Source organism: Bacillus sp. FJAT-26390 (assembly GCF_001682865.1).
GTDB lineage: Bacteria > Bacillota > Bacilli > Paenibacillales > Paenibacillaceae > Pristimantibacillus.
Genome location: NZ_MAQX01000034.1, coordinates 160,628 through 187,366, shown reverse-complemented (window position 1 = coordinate 187,366; position 26,739 = coordinate 160,628). Strand labels below are relative to the sequence as shown.

General features: G+C 46.8%; 28 protein-coding genes. 20 read left to right on the top strand and 8 right to left on the bottom strand.

What is annotated here, in order from left to right; all coding sequences use genetic code 11:
- Positions 1 to 7: 7 nt before the first annotated feature.
- From A7975_RS27855 to A7975_RS27845, 3 genes are read right to left on the bottom strand one after another with little or no spacing between them, the layout of a single operon-like run.
- Positions 8 to 1,087 carry a mannose-1-phosphate guanylyltransferase gene (locus tag A7975_RS27855; RefSeq protein ID WP_053371951.1) on the bottom strand — a complete coding sequence of 360 codons (1,080 nt, stop codon included), beginning with the start codon at positions 1,085 to 1,087 and terminating at the stop codon, positions 8 to 10.
- Positions 1,080 to 2,186 (bottom strand): glycoside hydrolase family protein, encoded by a 1,107-nt coding sequence (locus tag A7975_RS27850; RefSeq protein ID WP_065387318.1) that lies wholly within the window; start codon positions 2,184 to 2,186, stop codon positions 1,080 to 1,082. The genes A7975_RS27855 and A7975_RS27850 overlap by 8 nt, the downstream gene beginning before the upstream one ends.
- Entirely contained in the window at positions 2,186 to 3,370 is a 1,185-nt protein-coding gene (locus A7975_RS27845; RefSeq protein ID WP_065387317.1) for a glycosyltransferase family 4 protein, read from the bottom strand. Before A7975_RS27845 ends, A7975_RS27850 begins: the two co-directional genes overlap by 1 nt.
- Positions 3,371 to 3,569: 199 nt before the next feature.
- On the opposite strand from A7975_RS27845, the gene A7975_RS27840 reads away from it, so the two are divergent.
- From A7975_RS27840 to A7975_RS27830, 3 genes are all read left to right on the top strand, one after another.
- On the top strand, positions 3,570 to 3,863 hold the full coding sequence (locus A7975_RS27840) for a helix-turn-helix domain-containing protein (protein ID WP_053371948.1): 294 nt from the start codon (positions 3,570 to 3,572) through the stop codon (positions 3,861 to 3,863).
- Complete coding sequence (locus A7975_RS27835) at positions 3,835 to 4,773, top strand: DUF1861 family protein (RefSeq protein WP_065387316.1); 939 nt, start codon at positions 3,835 to 3,837, stop codon at positions 4,771 to 4,773. The genes A7975_RS27840 and A7975_RS27835 overlap by 29 nt, the downstream gene beginning before the upstream one ends.
- Before the next feature lie 87 nt (positions 4,774 to 4,860).
- Positions 4,861 to 5,430 (top strand): 50S ribosomal protein L25, encoded by a 570-nt coding sequence (locus tag A7975_RS27830; protein WP_176707831.1) that lies wholly within the window; start codon positions 4,861 to 4,863, stop codon positions 5,428 to 5,430.
- Positions 5,431 to 5,536: 106 nt separating this feature from the next.
- On the opposite strand, the gene A7975_RS27825 is transcribed toward A7975_RS27830, so the two are convergent.
- Entirely contained in the window at positions 5,537 to 6,250 is a 714-nt protein-coding gene (locus tag A7975_RS27825; protein WP_065387314.1) for a 2OG-Fe(II) oxygenase, read from the bottom strand.
- 172 nt (positions 6,251 to 6,422) lie between these two features.
- On the opposite strand from A7975_RS27825, the gene A7975_RS27820 reads away from it, so the two are divergent.
- Both A7975_RS27820 and A7975_RS27815 read left to right on the top strand, forming a co-directional pair.
- A complete protein-coding gene (locus A7975_RS27820) occupies positions 6,423 to 6,965 on the top strand; it encodes an RNA polymerase sigma factor (protein WP_255314592.1) in 543 nt (180 codons plus the stop codon).
- Positions 6,962 to 7,939: a DUF4871 domain-containing protein gene (locus A7975_RS27815; protein WP_065387313.1), complete on the top strand. Its 978-nt coding sequence runs from the start codon at positions 6,962 to 6,964 to the stop codon at positions 7,937 to 7,939. The genes A7975_RS27820 and A7975_RS27815 overlap by 4 nt, the downstream gene beginning before the upstream one ends.
- A gap of 45 nt (positions 7,940 to 7,984) precedes the next feature.
- Here the strand turns inward: A7975_RS27815 and A7975_RS27810 are convergent, their stop codons facing one another.
- The 3 genes from A7975_RS27810 to A7975_RS27800 all read right to left on the bottom strand — a co-directional run bounded on the left by A7975_RS27810 (position 7,985) and on the right by A7975_RS27800 (position 11,486).
- Positions 7,985 to 10,609 (bottom strand): S-layer homology domain-containing protein, encoded by a 2,625-nt coding sequence (locus A7975_RS27810; RefSeq protein WP_176707830.1) that lies wholly within the window; start codon positions 10,607 to 10,609, stop codon positions 7,985 to 7,987.
- A gap of 198 nt (positions 10,610 to 10,807) precedes the next feature.
- Positions 10,808 to 11,287: a serine hydrolase domain-containing protein gene (locus tag A7975_RS27805; RefSeq protein WP_065387311.1), complete on the bottom strand. Its 480-nt coding sequence runs from the start codon at positions 11,285 to 11,287 to the stop codon at positions 10,808 to 10,810.
- 10 nt (positions 11,288 to 11,297) lie between these two features.
- Positions 11,298 to 11,486, bottom strand: coding sequence for a hypothetical protein (locus tag A7975_RS27800; protein ID WP_141680437.1), 189 nt, complete (start codon positions 11,484 to 11,486; stop codon positions 11,298 to 11,300).
- Between the two features lie 102 nt (positions 11,487 to 11,588).
- Here A7975_RS27800 and A7975_RS27795 point away from each other — a divergent pair, with 102 nt between their 5' ends.
- Both A7975_RS27795 and metE read left to right on the top strand, forming a co-directional pair.
- Positions 11,589 to 12,491 (top strand): LysR family transcriptional regulator, encoded by a 903-nt coding sequence (locus A7975_RS27795; protein WP_053371938.1) that lies wholly within the window; start codon positions 11,589 to 11,591, stop codon positions 12,489 to 12,491.
- Between the two features lie 110 nt (positions 12,492 to 12,601).
- Complete coding sequence (gene metE, locus A7975_RS27790; protein WP_065387309.1) at positions 12,602 to 14,890, top strand: 5-methyltetrahydropteroyltriglutamate--homocysteine S-methyltransferase; 2,289 nt, start codon at positions 12,602 to 12,604, stop codon at positions 14,888 to 14,890.
- Between the two features lie 353 nt (positions 14,891 to 15,243).
- Here metE and A7975_RS27785 read toward each other — a convergent pair whose 3' ends face one another.
- Complete coding sequence (locus A7975_RS27785) at positions 15,244 to 15,480, bottom strand: hypothetical protein (RefSeq protein WP_053371936.1); 237 nt, start codon at positions 15,478 to 15,480, stop codon at positions 15,244 to 15,246.
- Positions 15,481 to 15,658: 178 nt separating this feature from the next.
- Between A7975_RS27785 and A7975_RS34385 the strand changes: the two genes are divergently transcribed.
- The 13 genes from A7975_RS34385 to A7975_RS27725 all read left to right on the top strand — a co-directional run bounded on the left by A7975_RS34385 (position 15,659) and on the right by A7975_RS27725 (position 26,703).
- Positions 15,659 to 15,811 (top strand): hypothetical protein, encoded by a 153-nt coding sequence (locus A7975_RS34385; protein WP_176707829.1) that lies wholly within the window; start codon positions 15,659 to 15,661, stop codon positions 15,809 to 15,811.
- 78 nt (positions 15,812 to 15,889) lie between these two features.
- On the top strand, positions 15,890 to 16,597 hold the full coding sequence (locus tag A7975_RS27780) for a TrkA C-terminal domain-containing protein (protein ID WP_065387308.1): 708 nt from the start codon (positions 15,890 to 15,892) through the stop codon (positions 16,595 to 16,597).
- A gap of 127 nt (positions 16,598 to 16,724) precedes the next feature.
- Positions 16,725 to 16,949, top strand: coding sequence for a hypothetical protein (locus A7975_RS27775; RefSeq protein ID WP_065387307.1), 225 nt, complete (start codon positions 16,725 to 16,727; stop codon positions 16,947 to 16,949).
- Positions 16,946 to 17,377: a peptidylprolyl isomerase gene (locus tag A7975_RS27770; RefSeq protein WP_065387306.1), complete on the top strand. Its 432-nt coding sequence runs from the start codon at positions 16,946 to 16,948 to the stop codon at positions 17,375 to 17,377. Before A7975_RS27775 ends, A7975_RS27770 begins: the two co-directional genes overlap by 4 nt.
- A gap of 103 nt (positions 17,378 to 17,480) precedes the next feature.
- On the top strand, positions 17,481 to 19,094 hold the full coding sequence (locus A7975_RS27765; protein ID WP_053371932.1) for an ABC transporter substrate-binding protein: 1,614 nt from the start codon (positions 17,481 to 17,483) through the stop codon (positions 19,092 to 19,094).
- 68 nt (positions 19,095 to 19,162) lie between these two features.
- Positions 19,163 to 20,113: an ABC transporter permease gene (locus A7975_RS27760; protein WP_065387305.1), complete on the top strand. Its 951-nt coding sequence runs from the start codon at positions 19,163 to 19,165 to the stop codon at positions 20,111 to 20,113.
- A 4-nt stretch (positions 20,114 to 20,117) separates the two neighbouring features.
- A complete protein-coding gene (locus A7975_RS27755; protein WP_065387304.1) occupies positions 20,118 to 20,963 on the top strand; it encodes an ABC transporter permease in 846 nt (281 codons plus the stop codon).
- A gap of 41 nt (positions 20,964 to 21,004) precedes the next feature.
- A complete protein-coding gene (locus A7975_RS27750) occupies positions 21,005 to 22,027 on the top strand; it encodes an ABC transporter ATP-binding protein (protein WP_053371929.1) in 1,023 nt (340 codons plus the stop codon).
- Positions 22,020 to 22,925, top strand: coding sequence for an ABC transporter ATP-binding protein (locus A7975_RS27745; RefSeq protein ID WP_053371928.1), 906 nt, complete (start codon positions 22,020 to 22,022; stop codon positions 22,923 to 22,925). The genes A7975_RS27750 and A7975_RS27745 overlap by 8 nt, the downstream gene beginning before the upstream one ends.
- 38 nt (positions 22,926 to 22,963) lie before the next feature.
- Positions 22,964 to 23,416 carry a hypothetical protein gene (locus tag A7975_RS27740; protein WP_053371927.1) on the top strand — a complete coding sequence of 151 codons (453 nt, stop codon included), beginning with the start codon at positions 22,964 to 22,966 and terminating at the stop codon, positions 23,414 to 23,416.
- Positions 23,417 to 23,823: 407 nt separating this feature from the next.
- Positions 23,824 to 24,702: an AraC family transcriptional regulator gene (locus A7975_RS27735; protein ID WP_065387303.1), complete on the top strand. Its 879-nt coding sequence runs from the start codon at positions 23,824 to 23,826 to the stop codon at positions 24,700 to 24,702.
- A gap of 131 nt (positions 24,703 to 24,833) precedes the next feature.
- On the top strand, positions 24,834 to 25,787 hold the full coding sequence (locus tag A7975_RS27730; protein ID WP_053371925.1) for an ABC transporter permease: 954 nt from the start codon (positions 24,834 to 24,836) through the stop codon (positions 25,785 to 25,787).
- A gap of 22 nt (positions 25,788 to 25,809) precedes the next feature.
- Complete coding sequence (locus tag A7975_RS27725; protein WP_065387302.1) at positions 25,810 to 26,703, top strand: carbohydrate ABC transporter permease; 894 nt, start codon at positions 25,810 to 25,812, stop codon at positions 26,701 to 26,703.
- The last annotated feature ends 36 nt before the right edge of the window (positions 26,704 to 26,739 follow it).

Below are 26,739 nucleotides of genomic sequence, written 5' to 3'. Positions count from 1 at the left end.
TTGTATTTTAAATAAATTCAGTCATTCCGTTTTGCTTGAGCAGCTCAACGATTTCTTTGACGGACTGCGCCTTATCCTTCGGGCAGATCAAAAGGGCATCCGGGGTGTCCGCAATGATAAAGCCGTCTACGCCTATCGTCGTAATTAACCTGCCGTTTCCGTAGATGATCGAATGGCGTGTATCGATTCCCATATGGTTCGCTTTTATAATATTGCCTGATTCATCAGGAGGGAAGATGGCGCCAAGCGCATCCCAGCTGCCGATGTCATTCCAGCCAAATTGACCGGATAAAACAATGACGTCATCGGAGCGCTCAAGAATGCCGTAATCAATCGAAATGCTTTGAAGCGTCGGATATATGCGGTTAATCATTTCCTCTTCCTGCTCCGTGCCTAGGTAGTCGCGAAGAGGAAGCATCGTTTTATACAGCCGAGGCAGGTAACGCTTGAAATTGTCGATGATAACGGATGTTTTCCAAATGAACATGCCGCTATTCCACAAATAATTGCCTGATGAAAGGTAGCTCTGCGCTTTCTGGAAGCTCGGCTTCTCTACAAATTCGGCTACTTCATAGATAGCGACAGGATTCGAAGATATAGGCTCCTTATCGTAGGCGATATAACCGTAGCCGGTAGATGGGAAGGTTGGCTTAATGCCGATCGTTACGATTTTGTCAGTTTCGATCGCGGCCGTACATGCCTCGTCCAGCGTAAGCCGGAATTGATCTTCATCCGTTATATAAGAATCGGAAGGCAAGACGACCATTAAAGAATCACCGTAGCTCTTTTCAATGGCTAGCGCTGCAAACAGTATGCTTGCGGCTGTATTCCGGGCAACGGGCTCGATCAAGATATTGCGGCTGAGCACACTGCTGTGCATGATGCTCTCAAGCAATACGGCTTGTGAGCGGTTCGTCACGATGATGGTGTTCTCCTGCGGAATAATGCCTTTGAAGCGTTCGATCGTATCGTTTAGCATGATATCATTTCCGCTTATATTGAGCAGCTGCTTCGGAATCTCTTGCCTAGACAATGGCCAGAAGCGGGTTCCGCCCCCGCCTGCCAGTATGGTAGCAAATTTATTCATGATGCATCACCGAATGGGCGATGGAGAAGGAAATGATGCTCTCCGAGCCTTGGTTCAGGTTTAATCCCGTACGATGGATGCCGTCATAACAAGCCCCGGTTTGAGGATCAATGAGTGAGGTTTTTAATGAGTTATGCCCCAAATACCACTCATAGCATAATGCGGCATGCTTCAAATAAGCGGGATCTTGGAGAATGATCGCTGCCTCCTTGCATGCAAGGAGCATTTCGCATGCTTCAATCGGCTGCTCATCGTAGGGAGCGGACTCCCCGCCGCGCAGCAGCCAGCCGTGGCTGCCAATCGGTTTGTAATACCCTTCTTTGGAGAAAGTTCTGGAGGCTAGAAAATCCAAGCTTTCCTTGGCTGCTTCCTTCATGTTGCCATTGCTTGAAATACGGGATGCTTTTAATAGCGCCCAAGGCAGCATCGAATTTCCATAGGTCAGGCTGTCTTCAAACCAGTTCCAACCGTTTCCTTTGTTGCGGTTATATTGATCATGCAGCCTTGCTGCCATATTTTCGATAAGTTCGAGTATGAATGCTCTTGGCAGAAAAGCTGCCTCTTCCTCGGTAGTTGGGGTATGGGGATAGGGGAAGGAGTAAGTCAATGCATTAGGGGTTTCAATCAGGCAGCTTAGCCCGATAATGGCATAGGCACTAGCGCGGGGAGAACCGAGCGCTTCGATATGCGGCAATGCCTGATTAATCAAATAACGACAGGTGTTTAATAGATTATCTGGCAAGGAGGCGGAGTGGGCTAACGTAAATCCAAGAGCCCAAAGCGTTCGTCCCTGGCAATCCTCCGAACCGCTTTCCTCTACGAATGAACGGCTATAGTCCATAAAATTTCTAAAGTTTCCGTCGGCATTTTGCGCATGATGGATGAAGGAGACATAAGTATGGATGAGGTCAAGAACAGCTGCCTCTCTTTTGCTGTTGTACAATAAGACGGCTGCAATTAAGGCCCGTGCGTTGTCATCGGTCGTATAACCCTTTGAACGATCGGGCACCCCAAATTTGGTATGCTGGAAAATCCCCGTATCATCTGTTATTCTGCGCATGTATTCAGATTTGAACTGCAGTATCGTTTGTACTTCCATTAAATCACACTCCTATTGTCTAACTTTGAAATCGATATTTGTTCTTGAAAGAGTTCGGCATAGGTTTTGGCGATTTCCTTCCAGAGCATCGTCTTTCCAAGCTCGGCAGTGCGATTCTCCATCTCTTTAACCAGCTCGGGATTATCTAGCAATTGAAGGATACAAGCTTCCAAAGAGGCGGCATCGCGGAAATTTGCAAGCAGTCCTCGGCCGTCAGCCAGCATTTCCGTGGCATATCGATAGGGGGTGGAAACGATGACTCTGCCATATCCGACCCCGTAAGCCAAAGTGCCGCTTACCGCCTGATCTTTGCCCAAATAAGGAGTCATATAAATATCTGACATAACGAGCGATTCTATGACTTCCTCCTGCGTCAACAGCTTGTCGACGAAGAGAACGTTATGCTGGAGACCAAGCTTGTTCACTAGCTCCATCAGCTTTTGCCTGTAAACCTCGCCCGTTTCTTGTTTGACTACCGGATGCGTTTTGCCAAATACGATATAAAGGGAATCCGGATGCTGCTTGACTACACCGCGCATGGCTTCAATGCTATATTCAATTCCTTTGCCAGGGCTTAGAAAGCCGAAGGTGGATAAAATCTTTCGGTCCGCGAAGCCGTATTGCTCTTTCAGCTTGGCGCGCGATTCGGTTTTTACATAGGGTACGCCATGGTGGATGAAAGAGACTTTAGAGGCATCAATGCCATAGATCTTGCTCAAATCGTTGACGGTTGACTGCGCCATCGTTACGACTTTGACGCTGAGCTCTGCAACCCGGTTCATGATATGGCGCTGCTTGGCAGAAGGGTTTGTTAGCACGGTATGAAAGATGACGATATACGGAATGCTAAGTTTCTCTACAAAAGGAATCAATAGCTCCCCGCTTTCTCCGCCATAAATGCCGAATTCATGCTGGATCACGAGAAGGTCAACGTCCGAGAAGTTAAGATAGTCTGCTGCTTCCGAATAATCAGATTGGTTGTGCTGGTTAATTTCCTTGATCACTTGCTCGTCGTATTGGTAAGTTTCGTTGTTGTTGACAGCTATTATATGAGGTTTATCGAAGCCGGGAATATGCTCGAACTGGTCTAATAAATCTTGTGAAAATGTAGCGATGCCGCATTCTCTCGGCAAGCTTGTTCCTAGAAAAACGATGTTTCGTTTGCTGCTTTTATTTTTTATCATACAGAGCCTCCATACTGAACTGCGATTTTTTGAATAAAAAAAAGAAATAAAGAGGTCTTTATTTCCAGCGGGAAGGTTTTTTATTATTTTCAGAAAATTGAAAATTATTTCCTGTTCAAACTATAACATGACCATTTTTTCTTGTCAATTTATTGACTCTCCACTATTCTCCATATATATTTATGTAGGAGGTGTATGTGTGCCAGTCATACGCAGTAATTTAAAAGAAGTTATGGAAAATCATGATCCAAAATTATCGATACGCAAGCTTGCCAAAGATGTAAATTACCATTTTGATTCCATACGCAGAATGTATAAGGATGAGATGGTGCAGTATCCAAGGGATTTGCTGCTAAAGCTTTGTCTATACTTTAATGTCCAGCCGGGACAGCTCATTAGAATCGACCAGGATGAAGATCGACATGGAGCGCAAGATGAATCGATTGATCATCAGGAGGACGGCAATGACAAAGGAAATGACGAAAACGTGTAAACAGCTCCTGGATACATTTTATGCCAGTCCCCGCACGACGAACGTAGAGAAGCTTGTTTTCTCTGGGGTTGGCAGCCGAGATGTGTATAATATAACGGCCCCTTTTCCATATGACGGGGAGGAAGTGATCTTAGGAAGAGTTGAGGAACGGAACAGCGAGTTCTCTCAAGTCTTCTTTTTTACATGCCAAAATGAGGTTTGGAGTCCGCGCATACATACGCATACGTACAATTTGCAGGACCCATGCGTGTCGATTATCAAAGGTGAATTGATCATTGGCGGGGTTGAAGTGATCACGGCAGCCGATAATCCGCTAAACATCGTATCATGGGTCACTCAATTTTACCGCGGGTTTCAAATAGATTCATTGTGCCACTTCTCCTCCGGCCCGGGTACGATGAAGGATATTCGTCTGATCGAGCTGACAGATGGCAGAGTAGGCATATTTACAAGGCCGCAAGGGACAAGAGGTGGAAGAGGGCAAATCGGATTTACGGTCATTGATTCGCTTGATGAGCTTGATGAGCAAACATTCATGGATGCCGAGGTGCTGCGTGACCAATTTGTTCCCGAGGAATGGGGAGGCGCTAACGAAGCGCATTTATTGAAAAATGGGCATGTTGGCGTTCTGGGGCATATCGCTTGCTTTGATGAGTTAGGCAGCAAGCATTATTATTCGATGGTTTTCTCGATCAATCCAGATACCTGCGAGAAAACACCGATTAAAATCATTGCGGTAAGAGGCGATTTTCCAAGAGGACCCGGCAAACGGCCGGACCTTGAGGATGTTATTTTTAGCGGCGGGATTATCAGATGCAGCAATGGCAGAGCGATACTTTCTGTAGGCGTAAGTGATGCGGAGGCTTACCAGATTGAGATTCCTGATCCGTTTATCGAGTATGAATGGTGAGCAGGGGCTGGTTTGACTAGATTCTATGGTCATGTTATACTTATGACTGACAAGAATTTATGGTCAAAAGAGAGCGGGAACAAACAAATGAGTAAATTTATTCAATTAAGCAAACGCACTGGTGAAACAAAGTCTCACATGAATCAAGCAAGAAAACAGGGACGCATCCCAGCTGTATTGTATGGAATTGGTAAAGATACGATGTCGCTAGAAGTGAACGAAAAGGAAATGCTGGATATTTTGAAAAAAAATCCACGCGCTATTTTGCAGGGCAAGACAGCGGATGAGAAAGTCATTCCAATCGTCGTTCAACATATTCAAAAGGAAATCATGTCCGGCAAATTGCTGCATATTGACTTCCATCATGTGAATATGACAAAAATGATGGATAGCAAAGTAACGATCCATTTCTCTGGCGACGCTATCGGTTTGAAATCCGGCGGCACATTGCAAGTGGACATCTATGAAGTGGAAGTCCGCTGCATGCCAGACGTTCTCCCGACTTCAATGGAAGTGGACATTAGCGGCCTTGCAGCAGGCGATCAGTTTCTCGTTTCGGATTTGATCTTCATGGACGGAATCGAAGTGTTAACTGATCCGGCTACGGTCATGATCCAAATCAAAGCGGTACATGCGGAAGTCGAAGAAACAGCATAATCACTCACATTTAAATAGATGTAAATGGTATCCCCTTCGGGCAGCTTGCGTAAGATTCATCGGTTATGAATCTAATCGCAGCTGCTGGAAGGGGATATTTTCATAGCTACTTGGCGTCATGAAAAATAATGCCTAGACTGTACCTGGTTCCCGCTGTTATCGTGCCAACCCCGTGTCTTAGCGTCGTTTTATAGTAGCCGCGCGTTCCTGCTGTAGGACGATGATTGGTGGGGAAGATCAGTCCTTCGCCTTGCTCAAGCGTAATGACATGGCCCCGGCTTTGCGCCCGCGGCCGCTGCTCCACCAGCAGAAACTCACCGCCAGAGTAATCGACCTCTCTCTGATTAAGTGCGAATACGACTTGGAAGGGGAAATAGATTTTTCCATACAAATCCTGATGTAGGCAGTTGTAGCCTCCAGCTTCGTATTTTAATATAAGCGGTGTGGAGCGGGCTTGCTCTTCGCTGTGGCATTGATCCAGAAATTCGGATAGCGCAGCTGGGTATGAGGAGTCATGCCCCAATTGTTCAAGCCAGCGATTAGCTGTTTTTGCAAGCTCTGGATACAAACGCTCACGCAGCTGCTGCACCAAGGGCGGGAGAGGCGCTTCGTAATATTTGTATTCCCCTATACCAAAGCGGTATCTGGCCATGTTAATCGTGTTTCGAAAATGGTCCGGATTCTCATAGGTATCGATGATTTCCTTGCATTCCGCTTTGTTTAACAAAGAGGGGAGCTTCGAGAATCCGCTCTCGTCTATTTGCTGCTGAATCAAATGCCAATTCAGCTGAGCTATTTTCTCAAGCAGATGATCAGGCATGTTGAAAACCTCCTCCACGATAGATTGGCAAGTCGATGTTATTTACGAACAGTATACCCTCTAACGCAGCCAGCTGTACGGCATTTCGAATGTAAGCGCAAGATCACAAAATGATGGACGATTAATGGAACATTTCGGTATCGCCGTTGTCTAATTAAATGAGGTGGTCGGCTTGGAGTACTTGAAGAGTATCACGATAACAAGTGATAACATGGATTCGATATTTGCGGATTTGATGGCTGCTTATGGAGATGATGTATGGCATTATGTTTTCCTATTAGTCAAGAGCAAGGACGCTGCGGATGACATCACGCAGGATGTTTTTTTAAACGCGTATCGTTTGCTGCATCGTTTTGAAGGCAGAAGCTCACCCAAAACCTGGCTGCTGACGATAGCGAGGAACAAGTCGATCAATTGGCTCAAATCCTCCTTTATTAAGCGGGTCTTGTTAATGGGTTCCGTTTCACATACGTCTAGTCAAAGATCGGCTGAACTGGAAGCTTTGGATCAAATGGGCGTGAGCGCGATCTGGCAATCGGTATTAAAGCTGCCAGCCAAGCAGAGAGAAGTGTTGATTCTCGATGCCCACTACCAGCTTTCGTATTCGGAGATGGCTGGAATGCTGCAAATATCAGAAGGAACGGTCAAATCCCGCTTGCACAGAGCCCGCGCCCGAATGGAGCTTATGCTGAAGGAGGAGGGTGGGAAGCTATGAAAACGAATCATGATTCGAAGCCAAGCTGGTATGAGGCTTTGTTAAGACCTCCGGTTGAGGGCCAAAAATGGACTGCGGCGAAAAGCGAGAGGCTGCTGCAGGAAATAAGCATGCGGAGGCGGAAGAAAGAGCCTTTTGGCAAACGATCCCTTAAGCTTGGATGGTTTGTGCCTATTATTGCAATCCTTGCTGCTGCAATGGTGTTTATTTCGACTGATGGGTTTAATCGGACCTTCTTTGTCGGAGAGAACAATAGAAATGCAGGAACAGTTGATGGTGCGAAGTGGGAGATGCTCCCAGGCGGAGAGATGATTGCGGGGACACCGGCAGGTGCGATGTGGATGATCCATAAACAGCTTAAGGAGCTGATGGGCCACAAAGTACAAATAATCGCAACCCATCAGCAATTGGGAATGAGCATAGTGGAGCTTCCCGAAATGACGATTAACGATACTAATGCGCAGGAAATAGACAAACGGCTGCTTTCCTCCGTAGATGCCGTTACCAAAACACGTATCGCTTCCGATATGGCTATTCCTTTAGGCGGGAAATGGCGCTTTGAATTGTTCATTGACGGGTTAAGTAGCGGCAGCAAGGAATGGACCGTTCCAGACGGCGGCTGGGAGCTTAGTCCTTCATTTGTATCGGGATCTTATTCGATGACAGGAACCCAGGGGAAGTTAGGATTTATTGATCCGGGTTTCATTGCAGGCAAAGGAAATAAGTATATGTGGCATTTTTGGGGAACGAAAGAGGAGCTTACGGGCGGGTTGCAAATTTATGCTGTTCGGGAGTCGACAAATGAGCTGTTGACGGTATTTGAGAGCAGGGTTAGCCCAGGAGAACATAATGGAGCTGATGCTGTTCTGCCGTCTGGGATGACGCTGCCGCATGCAGGGAAATGGAAGCTAATCGTCATGATTAACAAGCAGTGGTTCGGAAATGTCGTTGTTCAGGTGGAGAAGGGGGAGTAGTTGGGAGAGGAAGGGCGGTGCGCCCTTCCTGCTGGATATTGAACTTTAAGGATTCCAAGTATGAAGCGGAGTATAACCATCGGCCACATGATCTTCATCAAACGTGACAGGAATGACATAATACCCGATAACCTTATAATTTGCATCGTATAAGTAAATATAGAAGAAAATATCGTCTACATTTTTTGGAGCCTGTGGATCAGTGGTTTGATGGTAGTAAAATTTAACAAGCGAGTATTCTTTGCCGTCATCCGCATTGATCGCTCTCGCTGACAATCCGATATTTCGGAAGTTGAATTCAAACGGAGCTGTATTTAACTTAAGGTTATCTTTCCCCGGAGCTTCAGGATAGCTGCTCGTCTTTAGTAGTATGGATTCGTATGAGTATCCAATATATTTGGCGTTAGGCTGTTCTTGCGTAATTTTTTGTGGGTCAAGATAAATGGTGTAAGCATTTCTAAAAGGCGTTTGGAAATATGGCTCTTCTTTAAAAGCGTCAATTAACTCTTGCTTGCTTAGTGTTACGGCCCTAACTCCAAAATTTTCGGTAATTCTCGTTACAGGAGTCATATCATAATGATAGGTTCCGCTGTACAAAAGCTCTTGATCACGAATGACTTTAACATCAAACGAACCGGTTGCTGAAGCAATAGAATCAGCTTTTAACATGCAATAATCAGAGGTACAGGTTTTAAATGGCGTTAATTCACCTGATTTGTAAAGTTCAATAGAATCAGTTGAGAGCAGCCTTTTTCCTTCAACCATACTGAGTTCAAATAAATACGTATATTCAAGAGATTGATTGCCTTGAGCATCGGTTTTATAAGTACTTTGCCGTTTAATCATCGAAGCCTCTTGAATGGTTCTTGGATAATGAATGTTAATCGTATATTCCTTTATATGCAATTTGTCGCCGCTAATTACGCTGAGCACTACGGTATTGTCGCTCAGTGGAGCAATGTTTACGTTAAAAGTGCTCGTATCTGTTTGCAGCTCTTTATTTTCAATCGTGTTTCCATGGCCGCTAATGACTCTGTAAAAAACTTTCTCATAAGTGGATTTAGTTACAGTGACAGGAACAGTCAGGGCTTGAATGTTGCGATCAACAATGACGCTGTAAGAGAATACGTCTGGCTTAAAGCCAATTTCCTTTTCGTAATAGTTCGTATCAAGCTGAGTAAGAGACAATCCTTTAAGCGATACATCCATTAAAGAAGCATCCTTACATTCTATCGGCGGGTTTGCACCTTCACATCCGTTGCTGCTGCCACCGCCATTAGATCCGCCATCGGACCCACCGTTATTACCGCCATTGGATCCGCCTCCAATTGCGCCACCGCTGCTAGGGGGAGTCGTGTTGGATGCTCCATCTCCACTGACCTCAGAAGGCTTGGTCTCGAAGCTGGACCCTTTTGCGCCGTTATTGACAATCGCCTTCTCTACTTTTCCTTGTCCTATCAACTTGGCAACCGCATCGAGTACGAGCTGCAAGACTTTAGCATCCTTGCCTAGGTTCACTTCCGCGTTTGATCCAGCAGAATCGATATTCAATTTGTTAATCGTTCCACTCGGTATGCTCACTTTGATGTTTGAAGCAAGAACATTAACATTTTCGAATACTCCAGTAAGCTGTACTTGCGAGTTGGCAGGCAGCACATTCGATAATTCGACATCTTTAAAACCGCTGTCCGTAACGAATGACTCTTCCAATTTGACAGGCGTTTGCACCAAAACATGTTGTACGGAAGTGGCTCCAGCAACGACAACGCGTACTGACCCATCTTTCTTGTCAACTGTAATCCGTACGAGTACCGAGTCCTCGAAATGAATGGAATTCGCTCCGCCGCCTTGAATGGACGTTGTCCCTTTGACGGATACTTTCTTAAAGATGGCATCGCCCTCACCAACCGTTGCGGCAATCGTTAGATTACCCTCAATAATGGTATTTTGAAGCGTAACGCCAGCAGAGGAGACGATAACGTTTCCTTTTAACGTTTGCGTACCGCTCTCAGGGCCATATACGCCTGCTTTATCATAATTAGTGTCAGGTATGTAGACTGCAAGGGCATTTACAAGCAAGGTTACAGCTTGCGCTCTCGTAAGTTTATCCTGCGGTCCGAAGTTGCCGTTTGTATAGCCGCTAATTACCTTTTTATTCACCAGTGCGGCTACCGAAGGTTTACTCCATGCCGCAATTTTAGACTCATCTTTAAATTGCTCAGTGCCTTCATCGCCGCCAAGCTCAAGCTTGAGCAGGCTTGCAACCATGCGAGAAGCTTCCTCGCGCGTAACCTGTCTGTTGGGACGAATGGTTCCATCCTCATAGCCTTTTACGTATTCAGCATTTACTGCGGCAGCTACTTGCGCATAAGCCCAGTTCGTGCTTGTCAGATCAGTAAAAGAAATTTTTGCTTGCTCAGTCAGCTTGAATGAGCGATTAATTAAGGCTATCAATTCAGCTCGGGTAATAGCTTGATTAGGCTGATAGGAGCCGTCGTCATATCCTTGAAGCAATCCTTGCTCAATCCATTTGCGCATATTGGTTTCCGCCCAATGATTCTTAAGATCATCAGAAGCAGGCTTCTCAGCTGCCCACACGTTACTAAATAGCGATAGGGACATCGCAAGCACAACTAAAAAACTTACAGATTTTTTCATTCTTTTAAACATTGACAAGTTAATTCTCCTCTGCATGATAAGTTTATTGATAAAAATGGATGAATAGTGAGTTATTCCATTATATCCAGCATCCTCCATAGTGTCGATAGAAAAGGAATGAGAAAAGAGACCTAGGCCCGAAATCGGCCTTAAGTCTCTTTTCATTCGAAAGAAGATAATCGTTTTTGGACAATTGCATACCGTCTATTTTTAAATCAAGCTAGATGGCGGCTTAGGTGAACCGTCAACTATTGCGCGTATTCGCTTCAAATCCTTGTTATCTACGGTACATACCTCGGCATGCAAATGCGCGGGCACATCAAAAAACGTCCGGTTCATCTTGAGCGGTTGAATGATATTTTCGATAACATAGCTTTCGTATGCCATGCCGGATACACGGGAGATCATCTCTCCGAGCAGGGCAAAGCCGACTGTGGAATAGTTGTAGGCTGCCCCCGGCTCGCAAACAAGAGGACCTTGCAGCACTTTGCTAATCCAATTATCCATGCAGCCTGCGCCCCACCACTCACGCGGATAAGGTTCATTATAGTAAACTGTCACTGGCATAATGCGGATGTATGCGTCAGCAAATGAAACAAGGTGATCTTTATGAACGGGATTATTGAACTCTTCCAATATAGGAGCTACGGGGAAATCGATGTACAGCTTGCCGTCCTCGATTAATTTCATGATGGATACGCTAGTGAACGTCTTCGTGATCGAAGATAGTTAGCGCAAGGAATCCGGCTGCTTGAATTTTTTGATGCGCAAATAAATTTTGGAAGTGACTATCCAGCTTGCTTAGCTGCCTAGAGTCAAGCTCTACATCCTCAGGCGACGCATCCAAGGCTCCCTCTGTAATATTCCAATGGCCCAGCAACTCCTTCATCGGCATCCAACACCTTCCTTAAATTAGCAGGAGCGGCAGCAGCTTGCTTCATTTATTTGTATAATAGAAGAAAGTAAACGAGTGTTAGAGGGGAGTATTCCATTGACGCTACAACAATTAAAGTACGTGATCGAGGTCGCTACTCGGGGCTCCATTAACGAAGCGGCGAAGCGGTTGTTTATTTCTCAGCCCAGTCTTTCAAATGCGATTAAGGACTTGGAAGAGGAAATGCAGGTTGCGATTTTTGATCGATCAAATAAAGGGATATCGCTCTCTAAGGAGGGTGTTGAGTTTTTAAGCTATGCCCGGCAAGTAGTCGAGCAGGCGGAGCTACTTGAGAGCCGATACTTGAATGCCAAACCTTCCCCGCAGCATTTTTCAGTGTCTACTCAGCATTATGCTTTCGCTGTAAATGCATTTGTGAGCTTGGTTCGGGAATACGGCCAGGATGAATATGAGTTAACTTTGCGCGAGACCAAAACCTATGAAATTATCGAGGATGTCAAAAATTTGCGCAGCGAGATTGGCATTTTGTATCTTAACGAGTTCAATGGAAATGTCATCAACAAGCTGCTCAAAACCGCGAATTTGCAATTCGTCAGCTTGTTCACAGCTAAGCCGCATATTTTCATCAGCATCAAAAATCCGCTCGCCAACCAGTCCATCGTGTCTATGGACCAGCTTCAAAATTACCCGTATTTGTCCTTTGACCAGGGCGAATATAATTCGTTTCATTTTTCAGAAGAGATCCTTAGTACGATGTCGCATAAAAAAAGCATTCGTGTAAACGATCGCGCGACGCTGTTCAATTTATTGATTGGCTTGAACGGATATACGATATCGACAGGGGTTCTGAGCGCCGATTTAAACGGCAATGAAATTATTCCCGTACCTTTGGATATTGAGGAAACGATTAATGTCGGTTGGATTTCCCATAAAAACGCCTCGTTATCCAAGCTTGGAGCGGCATATGTGGAGGCCCTTATACAAGCGACAGCACAATAATATTTTGGTATAGCCTTAGGCTATAACTAGATATAGTTTAATCCAGTTACACTATACCTGCGAATACGTGATATCTTTCTTGTAACAATTTGTTTAGGGAGTGTTGCAAGATGGTGAAGAGTAGTGTTTTGGGTTATCCGCGTATTGGTGCTGATCGTGAATGGAAGAAGGCGCTCGAAGCATTTTGGTCCGGCAAGCTCGAAGAATCGGACTTTCATAATAAACTGAAGGAAATCCGTTTGAACCATTTGCGTAAGCAGAAGGAAAAAGGCATCGACTTTATCGCTGTTAATGACTTTAGCTATTATGATCACATTCTTGACACTGCCGCTATGTTCGGCATCATTCCAAAACGGTTTGCCTATGAGGGCGGCGCTGTTCCCTTGTCCGTTTATTATGGCATTGCCCGTGGTACGAAGGATGCAACAGCAAGCGAAATGACGAAGTGGTTTAATACGAACTATCACTATATCGTGCCTGAGCTGGATGGCGCTGCACCGGCTCTCACCGAGAACAAGCCGCTGCAGGCTTACCGCGAAGCGAAAGAAGAGCTTGGTATCGAGGGCAAGCCGGTTATCGTAGGACCGCTCACTTTCCTGAAGCTGTCCAAAGGGTACAGCGCATCGGAGACGGATGCTTGGCTTGAGCGCTTGCTTCCGCTTTATGTACAGATTTTGCAAGAGCTGGCGAGTGAAGGGGTTCAATGGGTACAAATTGACGAGCCGATTCTGGTAACGAAATTAAACGCGGCTGATCTAGAGCGGTTGAAAACAATCTATGAGACGTTTGCATCAGCAGTACCTACCCTGAACATCATGCTGCAAACTTACTTTGAATCGGTAGAGAACTATAGTGACATCGTCGCGCTTCCGGTTAACGGTGTGGGACTGGACTTCGTTCATGGAATCACGGGCAACATTTCGTCTATTAAAGCGTTAGGCTTCCCGGCGGATAAGGTACTAGGCGCAGGCGTTATTGACGGCCGCGGCATCTGGAAAGCTTCACTTCGCGAGAAGCTGACCTTGCTGGAAGAGCTTGCGGCAATCGTGACGACTGATCGGCTAATCGTGCAGTCCTCATGCAGCTTGCTGCATGTCCCGGTTACGGTGCAAAACGAGGCGAAGCTGCTGCCTGAGCTGAAAAATGCGCTTGCATTTGCTGATGAGAAGCTGGATGAGCTTGTCCTTCTTGCAAAAGCAGTTTCTTCAAGCGGAGCAGAAATTACGGCTGAATTGGAAAAATGCGATGCAGCTCTACAGGCGCTTAAGCAGTCGGGTGAACGCAATCGTAACGACATTCAGCAGGCAGTTGCAGCTATCAGCGTTCAGAATCCGGAGCGCAGCTTGCCTTTCGCAAAGCGCCATGTTGCTCAGCAGCAGAAATGGCAATTGCCGATTTTTCCGACGACGACTATTGGCAGCTTCCCGCAATCAGCAGAGGTGCGCAAGGCGCGTCAGCAGTGGCGCAAAGGCGAGTGGAACAATGAGCAGTATGCTGGCTTCATTAGGGAGCAGATCGATATTTGGATCAAGCTGCAGGAAGAGATTGGGCTGGACGTTCTTGTGCACGGCGAATTTGAAAGAACGGATATGGTTGAATTTTTCGGCGAGAAGCTTGCAGGCTTCGCGTTCACACAGTTCGGCTGGGTACAATCTTACGGTTCCCGCTGCGTGAAGCCGCCTATTATTTTTGGAGATGTGGCGTTCGAGGAAGCGATGACCGTCGAGGAAACCAAGTACGCTCAGACCAAAACCGAGCGTCCGGTTAAAGGAATGCTGACAGGTCCGATTACGATCATGAACTGGTCGTTCGTCCGTGATGATATTACGCGTGAACAAATCGCTTACCAGCTGGCATATGCGCTTAGACAAGAAGTTGAAGCGCTTGAGCAAGCGGGCATCGGCATGATTCAAGTGGATGAGCCAGCCGTTCGCGAAGGGCTGCCGCTTAAGGAAGAAGACCAAGCGGAGTACCTGGCATGGGCGGTCAAAGCGTTCCGCATGACTACTTGCACGGTTCAAGACACGACGCAAATTCACACGCATATGTGTTATTGCGAGTTCCATGACATGATCGATTCGATTGAAGCGATGGATGCCGATGTCATTTCGATCGAAACATCCCGCAGCCATGGTGAGCTGATTCATAGCTTCGAGCTGAACACTTACAAGCTGGGCATTGGTTTAGGCGTTTACGATATCCACAGCCCGCGTATTCCGCGAGTGGAAGAGATGACTAGCATGATCGAACGCGCTTTGCGTGTGCTTGATCCTAAGCTTTTCTGGATCAATCCGGATTGCGGACTTAAAACGCGTGGATTCGAAGAAACGGTCGATTCCTTGCGCAACATGGTTGAAGCTACGCAGCTCGCTCGCGCGAAACATTCTGTACAGGTGTAATTGCTGGTCATAAATCGATAGCTGAATAACGAAGCTGAAAGAGCAGGCCGCGGCGCCTGCTCTTTTTATTTTACAAATGAATACAAACAAAACCGAGATTAAGTGCAAAGATTCATAGATTTTCAGGTGCGATATTTGCTATTATAGGATAATAATCCCAGTTTCTCTTTGATTCCTTTTAATAGACGGATATAGGAAGGTGAACATGATTCAGGATAACGGATACGTTGTAGGATGGGGAACATTGGCCTTCGCCGAGCGATGGCACAAAGCTAAATATCCTGGTCAATAATAACAATAGCTCAGGAACGGTCATTTTAAAAATCGACCACGGAACAAAATCGCGATCTAAACTACCGCTTCTTCGATCGTTTTCTTCGGGAGCGCCTTCGCATTAAATCTACGAAATTAATGTCGTTTGCTGTATTCAGGGACGATTGTTCATTATCGGCAGAAGCCGATTCTCTGGATTCACGGTCATTGCCTTCGGTGGCAACAGAGGTCGTATTCATATTTATCGTCCCGACATTCCCAAATATAATCGTACCATTGTTGTTTTCGATAATAATCCGTCCAATCTGGCATCCCATAGCAGCTCAGCATTCCTTTCTTTCGTTACGATTTGATGCGGCCCCCAAAGTGTCTGCTTCTTACTCTCACACTCTATTCTATGAACGATTGGGTTAATAGGTATTGGCTTTTTGCAGCGTTACAGCAGCCCTTTTTAAAGGATAGAATCGTTACTGACTGTTAGGGGAGGTGGCCGTGATGCAGGAACTTGTGGGCATCTGCACGGCATGTAAGAAACCTATTTATTGCAACGACGGATTTATTAACGGAAACGTGCTTGAGGATAAAACCTTGCTATGTTTCGAGTGTTTCGATAAGGAGCATGAACAATCGCCAGAAGGAAATAATTAGAATGACTTAGCCGATTCTATCGCATTTCATTCGGGTACATCTACAGAAATAGGGATGTGGCGGATAGGAGCGATTCGAATGGGATGGTTGTTTATAGTGATCTATGGCGCAGTTATTTTAATGGTAGTAGAAATAGCTGCATCGCTGCTCGTTGTGACAGGGCTTGATCAGAAGATCGCACGGTTTCAAGCGGTTTCTATGCTGACGGCTACCGGTTTTACAACAAAAGAGTCAGAGCTTGTCATCAGGCATCCAATCCGCAGGCGTATTGCCGTTTTTTTGATTGCTTTCGGCGTATTTTCGCTAGCGGTGATCATTTCGTCACTCAGCCAACTTTTATCGCAAAATTTCGGCATTCATCAGTTGGTTTGGGCAATTACGGCTTTAGGAGCAATTTTGATTATTGTGAAAAACAAACGGATCGCGGCTTTTTTAACGGAGAAAACGGAGCATCATCTGGAGAAGGAGTTCGCATTGCACGAGCTGCCGATCCAGGAAGTGCTGTATATAGACGAGAAAACTGATTTTTTCACAAAAATAAAAATAAGCGGCCGGTCCGATTGGCTGGGCAAAAAAGTAAACGAGATCAATCATTGCGCGGACGGTTTTACCGTTCTACTCACGGTGCGGGACGGCAAGAAGGCCCGTCTTTTTGACATGAAGATCGATGAAGGGGATCAGCTCTTTGTGTATGGGGATAGAAGCGCAATTGAAAAAGCTTTTAGAACGGAGCTCAAGCATGCGAAGACTGAACGGGTGAATGAGCACGATGTTACGGCTATATAACGGAAGTGATCTTTAAAGCAAAAGAGCAGATAAATCGCTTCTTTGGCAAAGTGATGTTAAAATACGGTATACTAATCGTTGCCGAGAAGTTAAAGGTTTGAAAACAACCGTCATAAGGGAGAACATCATGGAAAACACAAACACATTGAAGGTGCAGGAATTAATAAACTTGCTTTTGGCTATGAATCCCCGTGCTGAGGTATACTATGGAAGCAACAATGAATATCGGCCGCTTGTGGCGGATGATGTTCAAGAAATTTATGCTCCTGAGCAGATGGCGAAGACTGTCGCGATTATCGGCGAGCAGCAACCGAGTGAGCCGGACGAAAAGCAAGCGGGGACTTCGAAATGAAAAAAGCATCCATCACGTTAGCAAAAGGACAAGTTGTAGATATCGAGCTATTTGACCAAGATGCCCCGGGCACGGTGGCCAACTTCGAGAAGCTGGCTAATCAGGGCTTCTATAACGGACTGACCTTTCATCGCGTCGTTCGAGGATTTGTAGCGCAGGGAGGCTGCCCTGATGGCACGGGCCGCGGAGGTACGGAGAAGATTTTGTGCGAGACAGCCAACAATCCTCATCTTCACGAGCGCGGGGTGTTATCGATGGCGCATTTCGGAACCGATACGGGAAGCTGCCAATTTTTCATCTCCTACGATAAGCATGACTACCTTGACGGCCGTCACACGGTTTTCGGGAAAGTTACGTCCGGGATAGAGCATGTTGATGCTCTCAAACGAGGCGATATGATGCAGAACGTAAAAGTATGGGATGAATAACAAACAAATATTCATTTGCATCATTGCAATTCCGAGTAATCCGATATACAATGAATTTCATTAACATAAAAAACATCTTGAGAGAGACATGGAGGATGGAACAATGCGCAAGGTTTTGTCAGGATTCATTTCATTGGTTTTATTGACGGTAGTGATTAGTGCGTGCTCCGGGGGGAATAACGGATCTTCGCCGTCTAATAACGGACAAGCCAACACACCTGAAAATACGGCAAGCGAGCAGCCAAAAGACGGCGGCAGCTTGATTATAGGGGTAGCCTCGGATCCGGTTATTTTGAACCCGAACTACGCAGGCGACCGCGTTAGCTTAACAATCGACCAAGCGCTTTACGCGCCTTTGTATCAAGTTAATGACGGCAAGAAGACGTTTTATCTGGCGGATAGCCTGACGCTATCGGATGATAACCTTACTTACACGTTGAAGCTGAAGAGCGGCCTGACTTGGCATGACGGACAGCCGCTAACTGCCGATGATGTCGTGTTCACGATCGATAAGATTTTGGATGAGAAACAAAACAGCTTCCTAAGAGGCAACTTGATCATCGGGGGCAAGCCCGTGCAAGCGGTAAAAGTGGACGATACGACTGTTGAGTTCAAGCTTCCGCAAGTCAGCCCGGCTTTCGAAGCGACGCTGCTGCAAGTTTTCCCGATTCCTAAGCATATTTTCGAGAGCGAAGCTAATATTGAGAAAAGTCCTAAGAACAACACGCCTGTTGGTTCGGGAGCGTTCAAATTCAAAGAGTACAAGACTGGCGAGTATGTAACGCTTGAGCGCTTTGATAACTACTTCGGCGGCAAACCGCATCTGGATTCGATAACATACCGGATTGCGAAGGATACGAATGCAGCAAATCTTGCCCTTCAAAACGGCGAAATTAACGTTAAATATTTGGATCCACAAGATGTAGCGACGATTCAAGCGACAAATAACTTCGAAATTTCGCCTTATAGCGAAGGCCGCTTGGCATACTTGATGTTTAACCAAAACAGCGACACCGGTGTACTAGGCAAGAAGGAAGTGCGTCAAGCGCTCGCTTATGCTTTGAACCGTGATGAAATTATTAAAGTCGCATACAGCTCCGGCGAATATGCCGATCCGGCAAAATCGTTCGTCACGCCGGATGGCCTGTTTCACACAAATGACGTAACAACTTTTGACAACGATGCAGCGAAAGCGAAGGAGCTGCTCCAAGCTGCTGGAGTAAACGGCCTGAAGCTGCGCTTCATCGTACAGAGCGGCAACAAGGCGCAAGAAGCGGTTTCCTTGTACGTACAGCAGAAGCTTAAAGAAATCGGAGTTGAGGTTGAGCTGCAAAGCATGGACTCCTCAGCTTGGGTGAAAAAATTTATCGACCAGAAGGCAAAGGATTATGAAATTGCCATGACGGGTTACATTATGGGTTACGATCCTGACGCTTACTCGATCCTGTTCAAATCAACGGGCAGCTCCAACTATTCCCATTATGTGAACAAGGAAGTAGACACTCTCTTCGAGCAAGGGACGGGAGAGGCAGACGCAACGAAACGTGATGCGATTTACAAACAGCTTCAAGAGATCATTGCGAGCGACGCGGCTATCTATCCTATCGCTTACACGAAAACGATCGTAGCTGTCGATAAAAAATACGGCGGACTCGACCAAGCCGTACTGAAGCCGGTCGTTATTTTTGAAGACTTGTCTAAACTTTATTTGAAATAAGAGCGCGGCAAAAATAAGCTGGAACGTTCAGCTTATTTTTTTGCGAATAAAAGCAGGGAGAAAAACGTATGAGACAACTCATCGCAAAAAGATTGCTGCAAACGATACCGATGCTGTTCTTCGTTTCGATCGTCTGCTTTGGCATGATTAAGCTGGCGCCGGGAGATCCAGTCCTCTCCTTCGTAACGCCTAACATGCATCCGGAGGATATCGAGCGAATGCGGGCAAGCCTTGGCCTTGATAAGCCAGCGTACGTCCAGTATTTTCTCTGGATTAAAGAATGCCTGTCTGGAAATCTTGGATATTCATTAATTAATCATCAGCCTGTATTGGATCAGATTTTGGAGCGCCTGCCTGCTACGGCAGGCTTGATGGGCATATCGATCGCACTAGCCGTATTGCTGGCGATCCCTCTTGGCCTAATTGCGGGAGCGAACCGGAACCGCTTCGTTGATAAGCTGATCAATCTCGTTTCCTATATTGGTATCTCGATACCGCTGTTTTGGCTGGCTATTTTACTTATGTACTTTTTTGCAATAAAGCTGCACTGGCTCCCGAGTATGGGGATGCGTACGATTGGGACGGATTCCGCTTGGGATGTTATTAAACACGGCATACTGCCTTGCATCGTGCTTGCCTTCGGGTTTCTGGCCGTCTATGTGCGGTATATTCGCTCTAGTACGATTGGACAGCTTAAGGAAGATTACGTGCAAATCCAATATGCCTTTGGATCAAACAAGTCGACCATTCTGTTCCGGCATGTGCTAAAGCATGTGCTGCTTCCGGTCATCACTTTGCTGGGGATGTCCATGGGCGATCTGGTGGCAGGGGCTATCGTCACGGAGACGGTATTCTCGTGGCCGGGCATCGGGACTCTCGGCATGACAGCAGTCAAGGGGATGGACTATCCCGTTATTATGGGCATTACGCTATTCTCGTCTGTGATGCTGATCTTAGGCAATCTGGCTGCAGATATATTGTACGGCATCGCTGATCCGAGAATTCAAATAAAGAGGTGATCTCATGAATCGCAGTAAATGGCGAAGCGTTCGCAACGAGCTGTTCACGAACGGCCTCGGGATCGCATCCATCATCATATTAATTGTGTTTTCGTTAGCTGCAATTTTCGCTTTTCTTTCATCGAAGGATCCGAACGCTCTGAACGTCATGGAACGGTTGCAGCCCCCAGGGGCGCAGCATTGGTTCGGAACGGACGATTACGGGAGAGATTATTTCGCAAGGGCGCTGTACGGCGGACGAATCTCGCTCATGGTCGGGTTTGCCTCGATGATTATAGCAACAGGCATCGGCGTCGCAGTCGGGGTTATCAGCGGTTATTTCGGCGGCAGGATCGACAACCTTCTAATGAGGATGTTGGAAATCATCCTGTCGATTCCTTCATTTCTAATCTTGTTGCTGCTTAGCGTTTATTTGAAGCCTAGCGTTGGCAACATTATCGTCATTATCGCTTTGTTAATGTGGATGAACATTGCCCGGGTTGTCCGTGCGGAGACGATGTCCGTGAAGGAACGCGAATATGTGCTGTATGCAAAAGCATCCGGCCAAAGCGCCTTCGGCATCATTGGCAGGCATATCCTTCCTAACCTGGTCCCCGTCATTATCGTTGGCGCGACCAATAATGTCGCATCGGCGATTATGATGGAATCTTCCCTAAGCTTTCTTGGATTTGGGGTCCAGGCTCCGAGCGCGACATGGGGCAGCATGCTGAATAACGCGCAAGGCTATATTGCGCAAGCGCCATACCTTGCTTTATTTCCGGGTTTGCTCATCTTGTTGACCGTACTTAGCTTTAACATCCTGGGCGATATTTTGCGCGTCGGTTTCGAACCTAAATTAATCCGAAGATAAGCCGGCGGAGAGATAAAATGCACAAAGGAGTGTAGCGTACCATGACAGAATGGCTGCTATCCGTCGAGGATTTAAGAGTGTCTTTCTATTCAAGGGAAGGCGAGAATCAGGCCGTGCGCGGCGTAAGCTTCCATATTGAAGCCGGCGAAGCAATCGGCATTGTCGGCGAATCAGGAAGCGGCAAGAGCGTCACCGCCAAAGCGATTTTATCGCTGATTCAGCCTCCGGGCAAAGTAACCGGCGGGGATATCCGATTCCGCGGAGAGAGCTTGACCAAATTGCCGGAGAAAAAAATGAGAAAGCTTCGCGGCAATCGAATAGCGATGGTGTTTCAAGATCCGATGACCTCACTAAACCCGGTTAAGCGGATTGGGGAGCAGATGACAGAGGTCATCCGCAGGCATCTTGGCATGAGCAAAGACGAGGCGCTTAAGGAAGCGATCTCGATTCTAAATAAAGTCGGCATTACGGAGCCGGAACGGCGCATTCATCAATATCCTCATGAGTTCAGCGGCGGGATGCGCCAACGGGTCATGATTGCGATGGCGCTTTCCTGCAAGCCGGAGCTGCTTATTGCAGACGAGCCGACAACAGCGCTGGATGTAACCATCCAAGCGCAGATTCTTGATTTATTTAAGGAGCTGAAGGACAACTCCGATACGGCCGTGGCGCTCATCACCCATGACCTCGGCGTCGTGGCGCAGGTATGTACACGCGTAATCGTGATGTACGGCGGCATGATTATGGAAGAGGGCAAGGTGGAGGATATTTTCTACCGTTCCCGGCATCCTTATACGCAAGGTTTGCTTCGATCAGTGCCTAAGCGAGGCGGCGGAACTAGGGAGCGGCTAGTCCCAATTGAGGGGACGCCGCCGGACTTGCTCAATCCGCCTCCAGGTTGCCCGTTTATGGAGCGCTGTCCTCATGCCATGGACAAATGTAAAGAACTGCCCCCTATGTTCGATGTCGGGCCTAGCCACCGTTCCTTGTGTTGGCTGGCGGACCGTGATTTCAAGCAGGATCAGGCGGCGAACAAGTCAGAGGGGAGCGGTTCCGGTGAGTGAGCGCAGCATACTGGTTGATGTGCAAAATTTGAAAAAACATTTTGTCAAAGGCAAAGATGTATGGGGACGGCCCACAGAAGTGCTAAAAGCTGTCGATGGTGTCAGCTTTCAGATCCGCCAAGGCGAAACCTTCGGGCTTGTCGGGGAATCGGGAAGCGGCAAATCGACGGTTGGCCGTTGTCTTCTTCGGTTATATGATTACACGGATGGGGAAGTCCGTTTCGACGGGCAAAGCCTCACGAAGCTTGGCGAGCAGCAGCTGAAGCCGTTCCGCAGACGCATTCAATCTATTTTTCAGGACCCGTATTCCTCTTTAAATCCCGGCATGAACGTGCTTGAGCTAATCGGCGAGCCGATGGATATCCATGGGCTATACAAGGGTGAGGAGAGGAAGGAGGCCGTTGCTGTCCTGCTCGAGAAGGTCGGCCTGAAGCGTGAGCATCTATACCGCTATCCCCACGAGTTCAGCGGCGGTCAACGCCAGCGTATCTCGATTGCTAGAGCGTTGTCTGTTCGGCCGGATTTTGTCGTATGTGACGAGCCGATCTCCGCGCTGGATGTTTCCGTGCAGGCGCAGGTCGTTAATATGCTTGAAGATTTGCAAGCGGAGTTTGGTTTAACATATCTCTTTATCGCACATGATTTGTCTATGGTTCGGCATATTTCCGATCGGATCGGGGTTATGTACCAAGGACGCCTCGTGGAAGTCGCGGATAGCGACGAGCTCTATGAGAATCCGCTGCATCCTTACACGCAGGCGCTGCTGTCTTCCATTCCTGTGCCGGACCCGAACGCGGTTGTCGAGAGGATTACGTGGAAAGAGAGCGCGGCGGCATCGGAAGAAGTGCCCGAATTACGGGAAGTAAGCCCAGGGCATTTTGTAGCACTTCATAAGTAGTAGATCCAATTATTCTACCAGGAAGGAGCTGTTTTATAATGACAAATCCAACACAAGAAGAGGCTAAGCTATCCCAATGGGATGCTTTGCTGCTTGAATCGCTGCGGGCGCTCGGTTGGTCAAATGATGAGCTGATTCGCAGAGTCCGCTCTCGCGAGCTGCCGGAGGATGACAGTATATATCATTTTAATTATCAGGATCTATCCAGCTATGCGGATCAGGAACCGGAAGTATTCGAAGCGGCAGTGAAGCATGGTTACCGCATCAAATACAATACGGTTCGCGGTATCCGGAGCTGGATCTCGATCACATTCGGCAAAGAGCCGGTACTGGAGCTGGAAGAGGGCCGCGAGGCGGTTACAGCGTCGTTAACGCAGGCCGAGCGTGACCAATTGGCTTCCGTTTTATCTTTTGGTTGGTCGATACAAGGCGAGGCAAGTGGATCGGCGGATGAGGCAAGCTCTTACGTGATCGAACCGATTCAACGTTAAGCATAGAGGTATTGAATAGCATGAGGGCATCCATACAAGGATGCCCTTTATTTTTGCCGTGAACAGTGGAAACTACGTTTCATGTACCTCTGAATGATGCGCTCGAACCCGTTGATCCAAGCGGCGCTGGCTTCGTTCATCCTCCGTTCCGGCAGTTTTAAGGTGAAGCAGCATCTTGGACGCAACCCTAAAATCGGATTCATATTTTGCAAATGCCAGCCTAAAATTGTTGTGCCACACTTACAACGATTCTAGGCTGGCATTTGTTGTGTGCAGAACGAAAGAGAGAAGAGCATTGACTTAAAAGCTGTGGATGATGATATTATGTAGATTGCTATTGATGGAAGAAAATTGTAGCTTTTTCCCGCTTTAAACGGCCAATTTAAATTAAATAAGGAGTGATTGTGATGACTTTTTCGAATACGAGAGATATTCCTAAAGAGAAATTTAAAATGGCTAAGCAATATCCGATCTATGTAGCGGACACGGAAGGGGTTAACTCCTTTTATCAAAAGCTTCATTGGCATGATGTGCTGGAGATCAATCTTATTAAGTCAGGTAGAGGCTATTACATCATCAATGGGCAGCGATTCGAATTCCAGCAAGACGATATTTTATTAATCAACTCCAATGACCTTCACTGCGCTTACGAGACGAAGGATTTGGTCATCTTGGTCATTACGTTTGACGCGTCATGGTTTCTCGGCAATTTGCGTTACGATCCAGAGATTCTGTCGCCGTTTAAGGAGATGGGCACTTATTTCACCAATTTGCTCGACCGGAAACAGCCTATGATGGACGAGCTTCGCTCCATCCTATTTGCTTTGCAAGAGGAGCATATCACGGAGAGGCAGTCATACAGCTCCATGGTGTATTCCCATTTGCTTCGTTTTTTGGCTTCCGTGAACCGTCACTTCCGGATGGAAGGGCTGGTTAGAGCAAAAGAAAAGCTGAATACCGTCCAATTGGAAAAAGTACGCACGGTGATATATGCCATGGAAGAGCGGTATGCGCATGCTTGGACGCTTGAAGAGCTGTCAGGGCTCGTGTTTTTAAGTCCCTCCAGGTTTAACGATATTTTCCGTTTGGTGGTCGGAATGGCGCCACTGGCCTATTTAATTCACATTCGACTAGAGCATGCGGTGATGCTGCTAGAGACGACAACCATGAAGGTAACGGAGGTAGCCCATGAATGCGGCTTCCATACGTTATCCAATTTCAATCGATTATTTAAGAAGCACCTCGGTGTTTCACCTCGCGTCTTCAAAAGCTGGAATGTTAAATAACAGTTGGATAGTGTCACTTTTTAAGCGGTAAAGCGGAGATGTGCCCGGTTTTTAAGGGTACTATGTAAGAAGAAAGAGGATATTTAATCCGAGCTGCTTAGAGTGAACATTTTAGGAACGGGGGGTTAGCCATGCAGCAATCTAGTATCGAAATCAAACGGAAATCCTATGCGAAGACAAGCGGATTCGGACGATTCCTCCGGCAATGGGACATTCAGTTAATGGCGTTGCCGGCCATGCTCTTTATTTTTGTTTTTAGCTACATTCCGATGTACGGCGTATTGACCGCATTTCAGGACTACAGCATTTTCAAAGGGTTTTTAGGCAGCCCTTGGGTCGGCTTTAAGCATTTCGAAATGTTCTTTCATGCTCCTGTTTTCTGGGACGTCATGCGCAATACGATTGTCATCAGCCTGCTTAAGCTCATCATTGGCTTCCCGGCACCGATCATTTTGGCATTGATGCTGAACGAGGTTAGAAACCGGACCTACAAGCGAGTGATTCAAACGATTAGTTATTTGCCTCACTTTTTATCTTGGGTTATCGTGTCAGGCTTCGCTCTTTCTCTGCTCTCCACGGACAACGGAAGCCTAAACATTTTACTGCAAAAGTTGCATTTCATCGACGAACCGATTAATTTTCTGTCCATGCCGGAGTACTTCTGGGGAATTTTAGTGACAACGGGCGTTTGGAAAGAGATCGGCTTCGCTTCTATCGTCTATCTTGCAGCTATTGCTGGAGTTGATCCGCATTTATATGAAGCCGCTTCCATGGATGGCGCAAGCCGGTTTAGGCAAATATTTACGATTACGCTTCCTTCCATTATGCCGGTCATTACGGTGTTTTCCATTCTAGCGATAGGAAATTTGCTAAGCGCGGGGTTTGAGGATATTCTCTTGCTCGGCTCTAATCCGGTACTGAGAGATGTAAGCGATGTCATTGATACGTATGTGTACCGGATAGGTATCGAAAACTCGCGGTTCTCTTACGCAACGGCAGCAGGCACCTTCAAAGCGGTGATCAGTGTGGGACTGCTCGCGGGAGCAAACTATTTGGCTAGAAAATCGGGCAACAGCTTGTGGTAACGGGGAAGGAGAGGGATAGGCCATGAAACTTTCATACGGTGATAAAGCTTTATCCATTGTCATCTATATCGCGCTTGCTGTACTTGGATTCACCGCTTTTTATCCGTTCTGGAACGCGGGAGTCATCTCCTTAAATGCGGGAACGGATACGATGCAAGGCGGAATTACTTTCTGGCCACGCGTGTTCTCGCTGGAAAATTACGAGGTCGTATTTAAAGATAAGCGACTGATTGACGGATTCATTATATCGATTTTGCGTACGGTCGTAGGAACGATCGGCACGATATTGGCTACGTCGATTTTTGCCTACAGCATGACCAAGCGGGAATTAATGGGCCGCAAGTTTTATATGATCGCTTGCATTATTACGATGTATTTTAGCGGTGGGCTGATTCCAAGTTATTTATTGATTAGGGAACTTGGGCTTATGAATACGTTCTGGGTCATGGTTATTCCCGGTTTAATCAGCATTTGGAACATGATTATATTTCGGGCCTTTTTCTTAGGCATGCCAGCTGGGCTTGAGGAATCCGCGAAAATAGACGGCTGCACGAACTGGGGAGTCTTTTTCCGAATCATATTCCCGTTGTCCGGTCCGGTTCTCGCCACGTTATCGCTATTTACCGCCGTTTATCACTGGAACGACTGGTTTGCTCCTAGCATCTACATCTCCAACGCCGATTTGCTGCCGATTCAGACCAAGCTGCAGCAAATTTTGAACTCCAACATCATGAACGAGCAGATGTCCCAAATCGATTCGTCGGCAAGCAGCCATTTGAACAAAATGAAGTCGGTTACGACAAAATCGTTGGCGATGGCCACGATGATGGTCGCGACGGTGCCGATCCTTTGTGTCTATCCCTTTGTTCAGAAGTACTTCGTTAAAGGGGTATTGATCGGATCGCTCAAGGAATAGGGTTCAGAGCATTTGCTTTAACCATAGATGACCAAA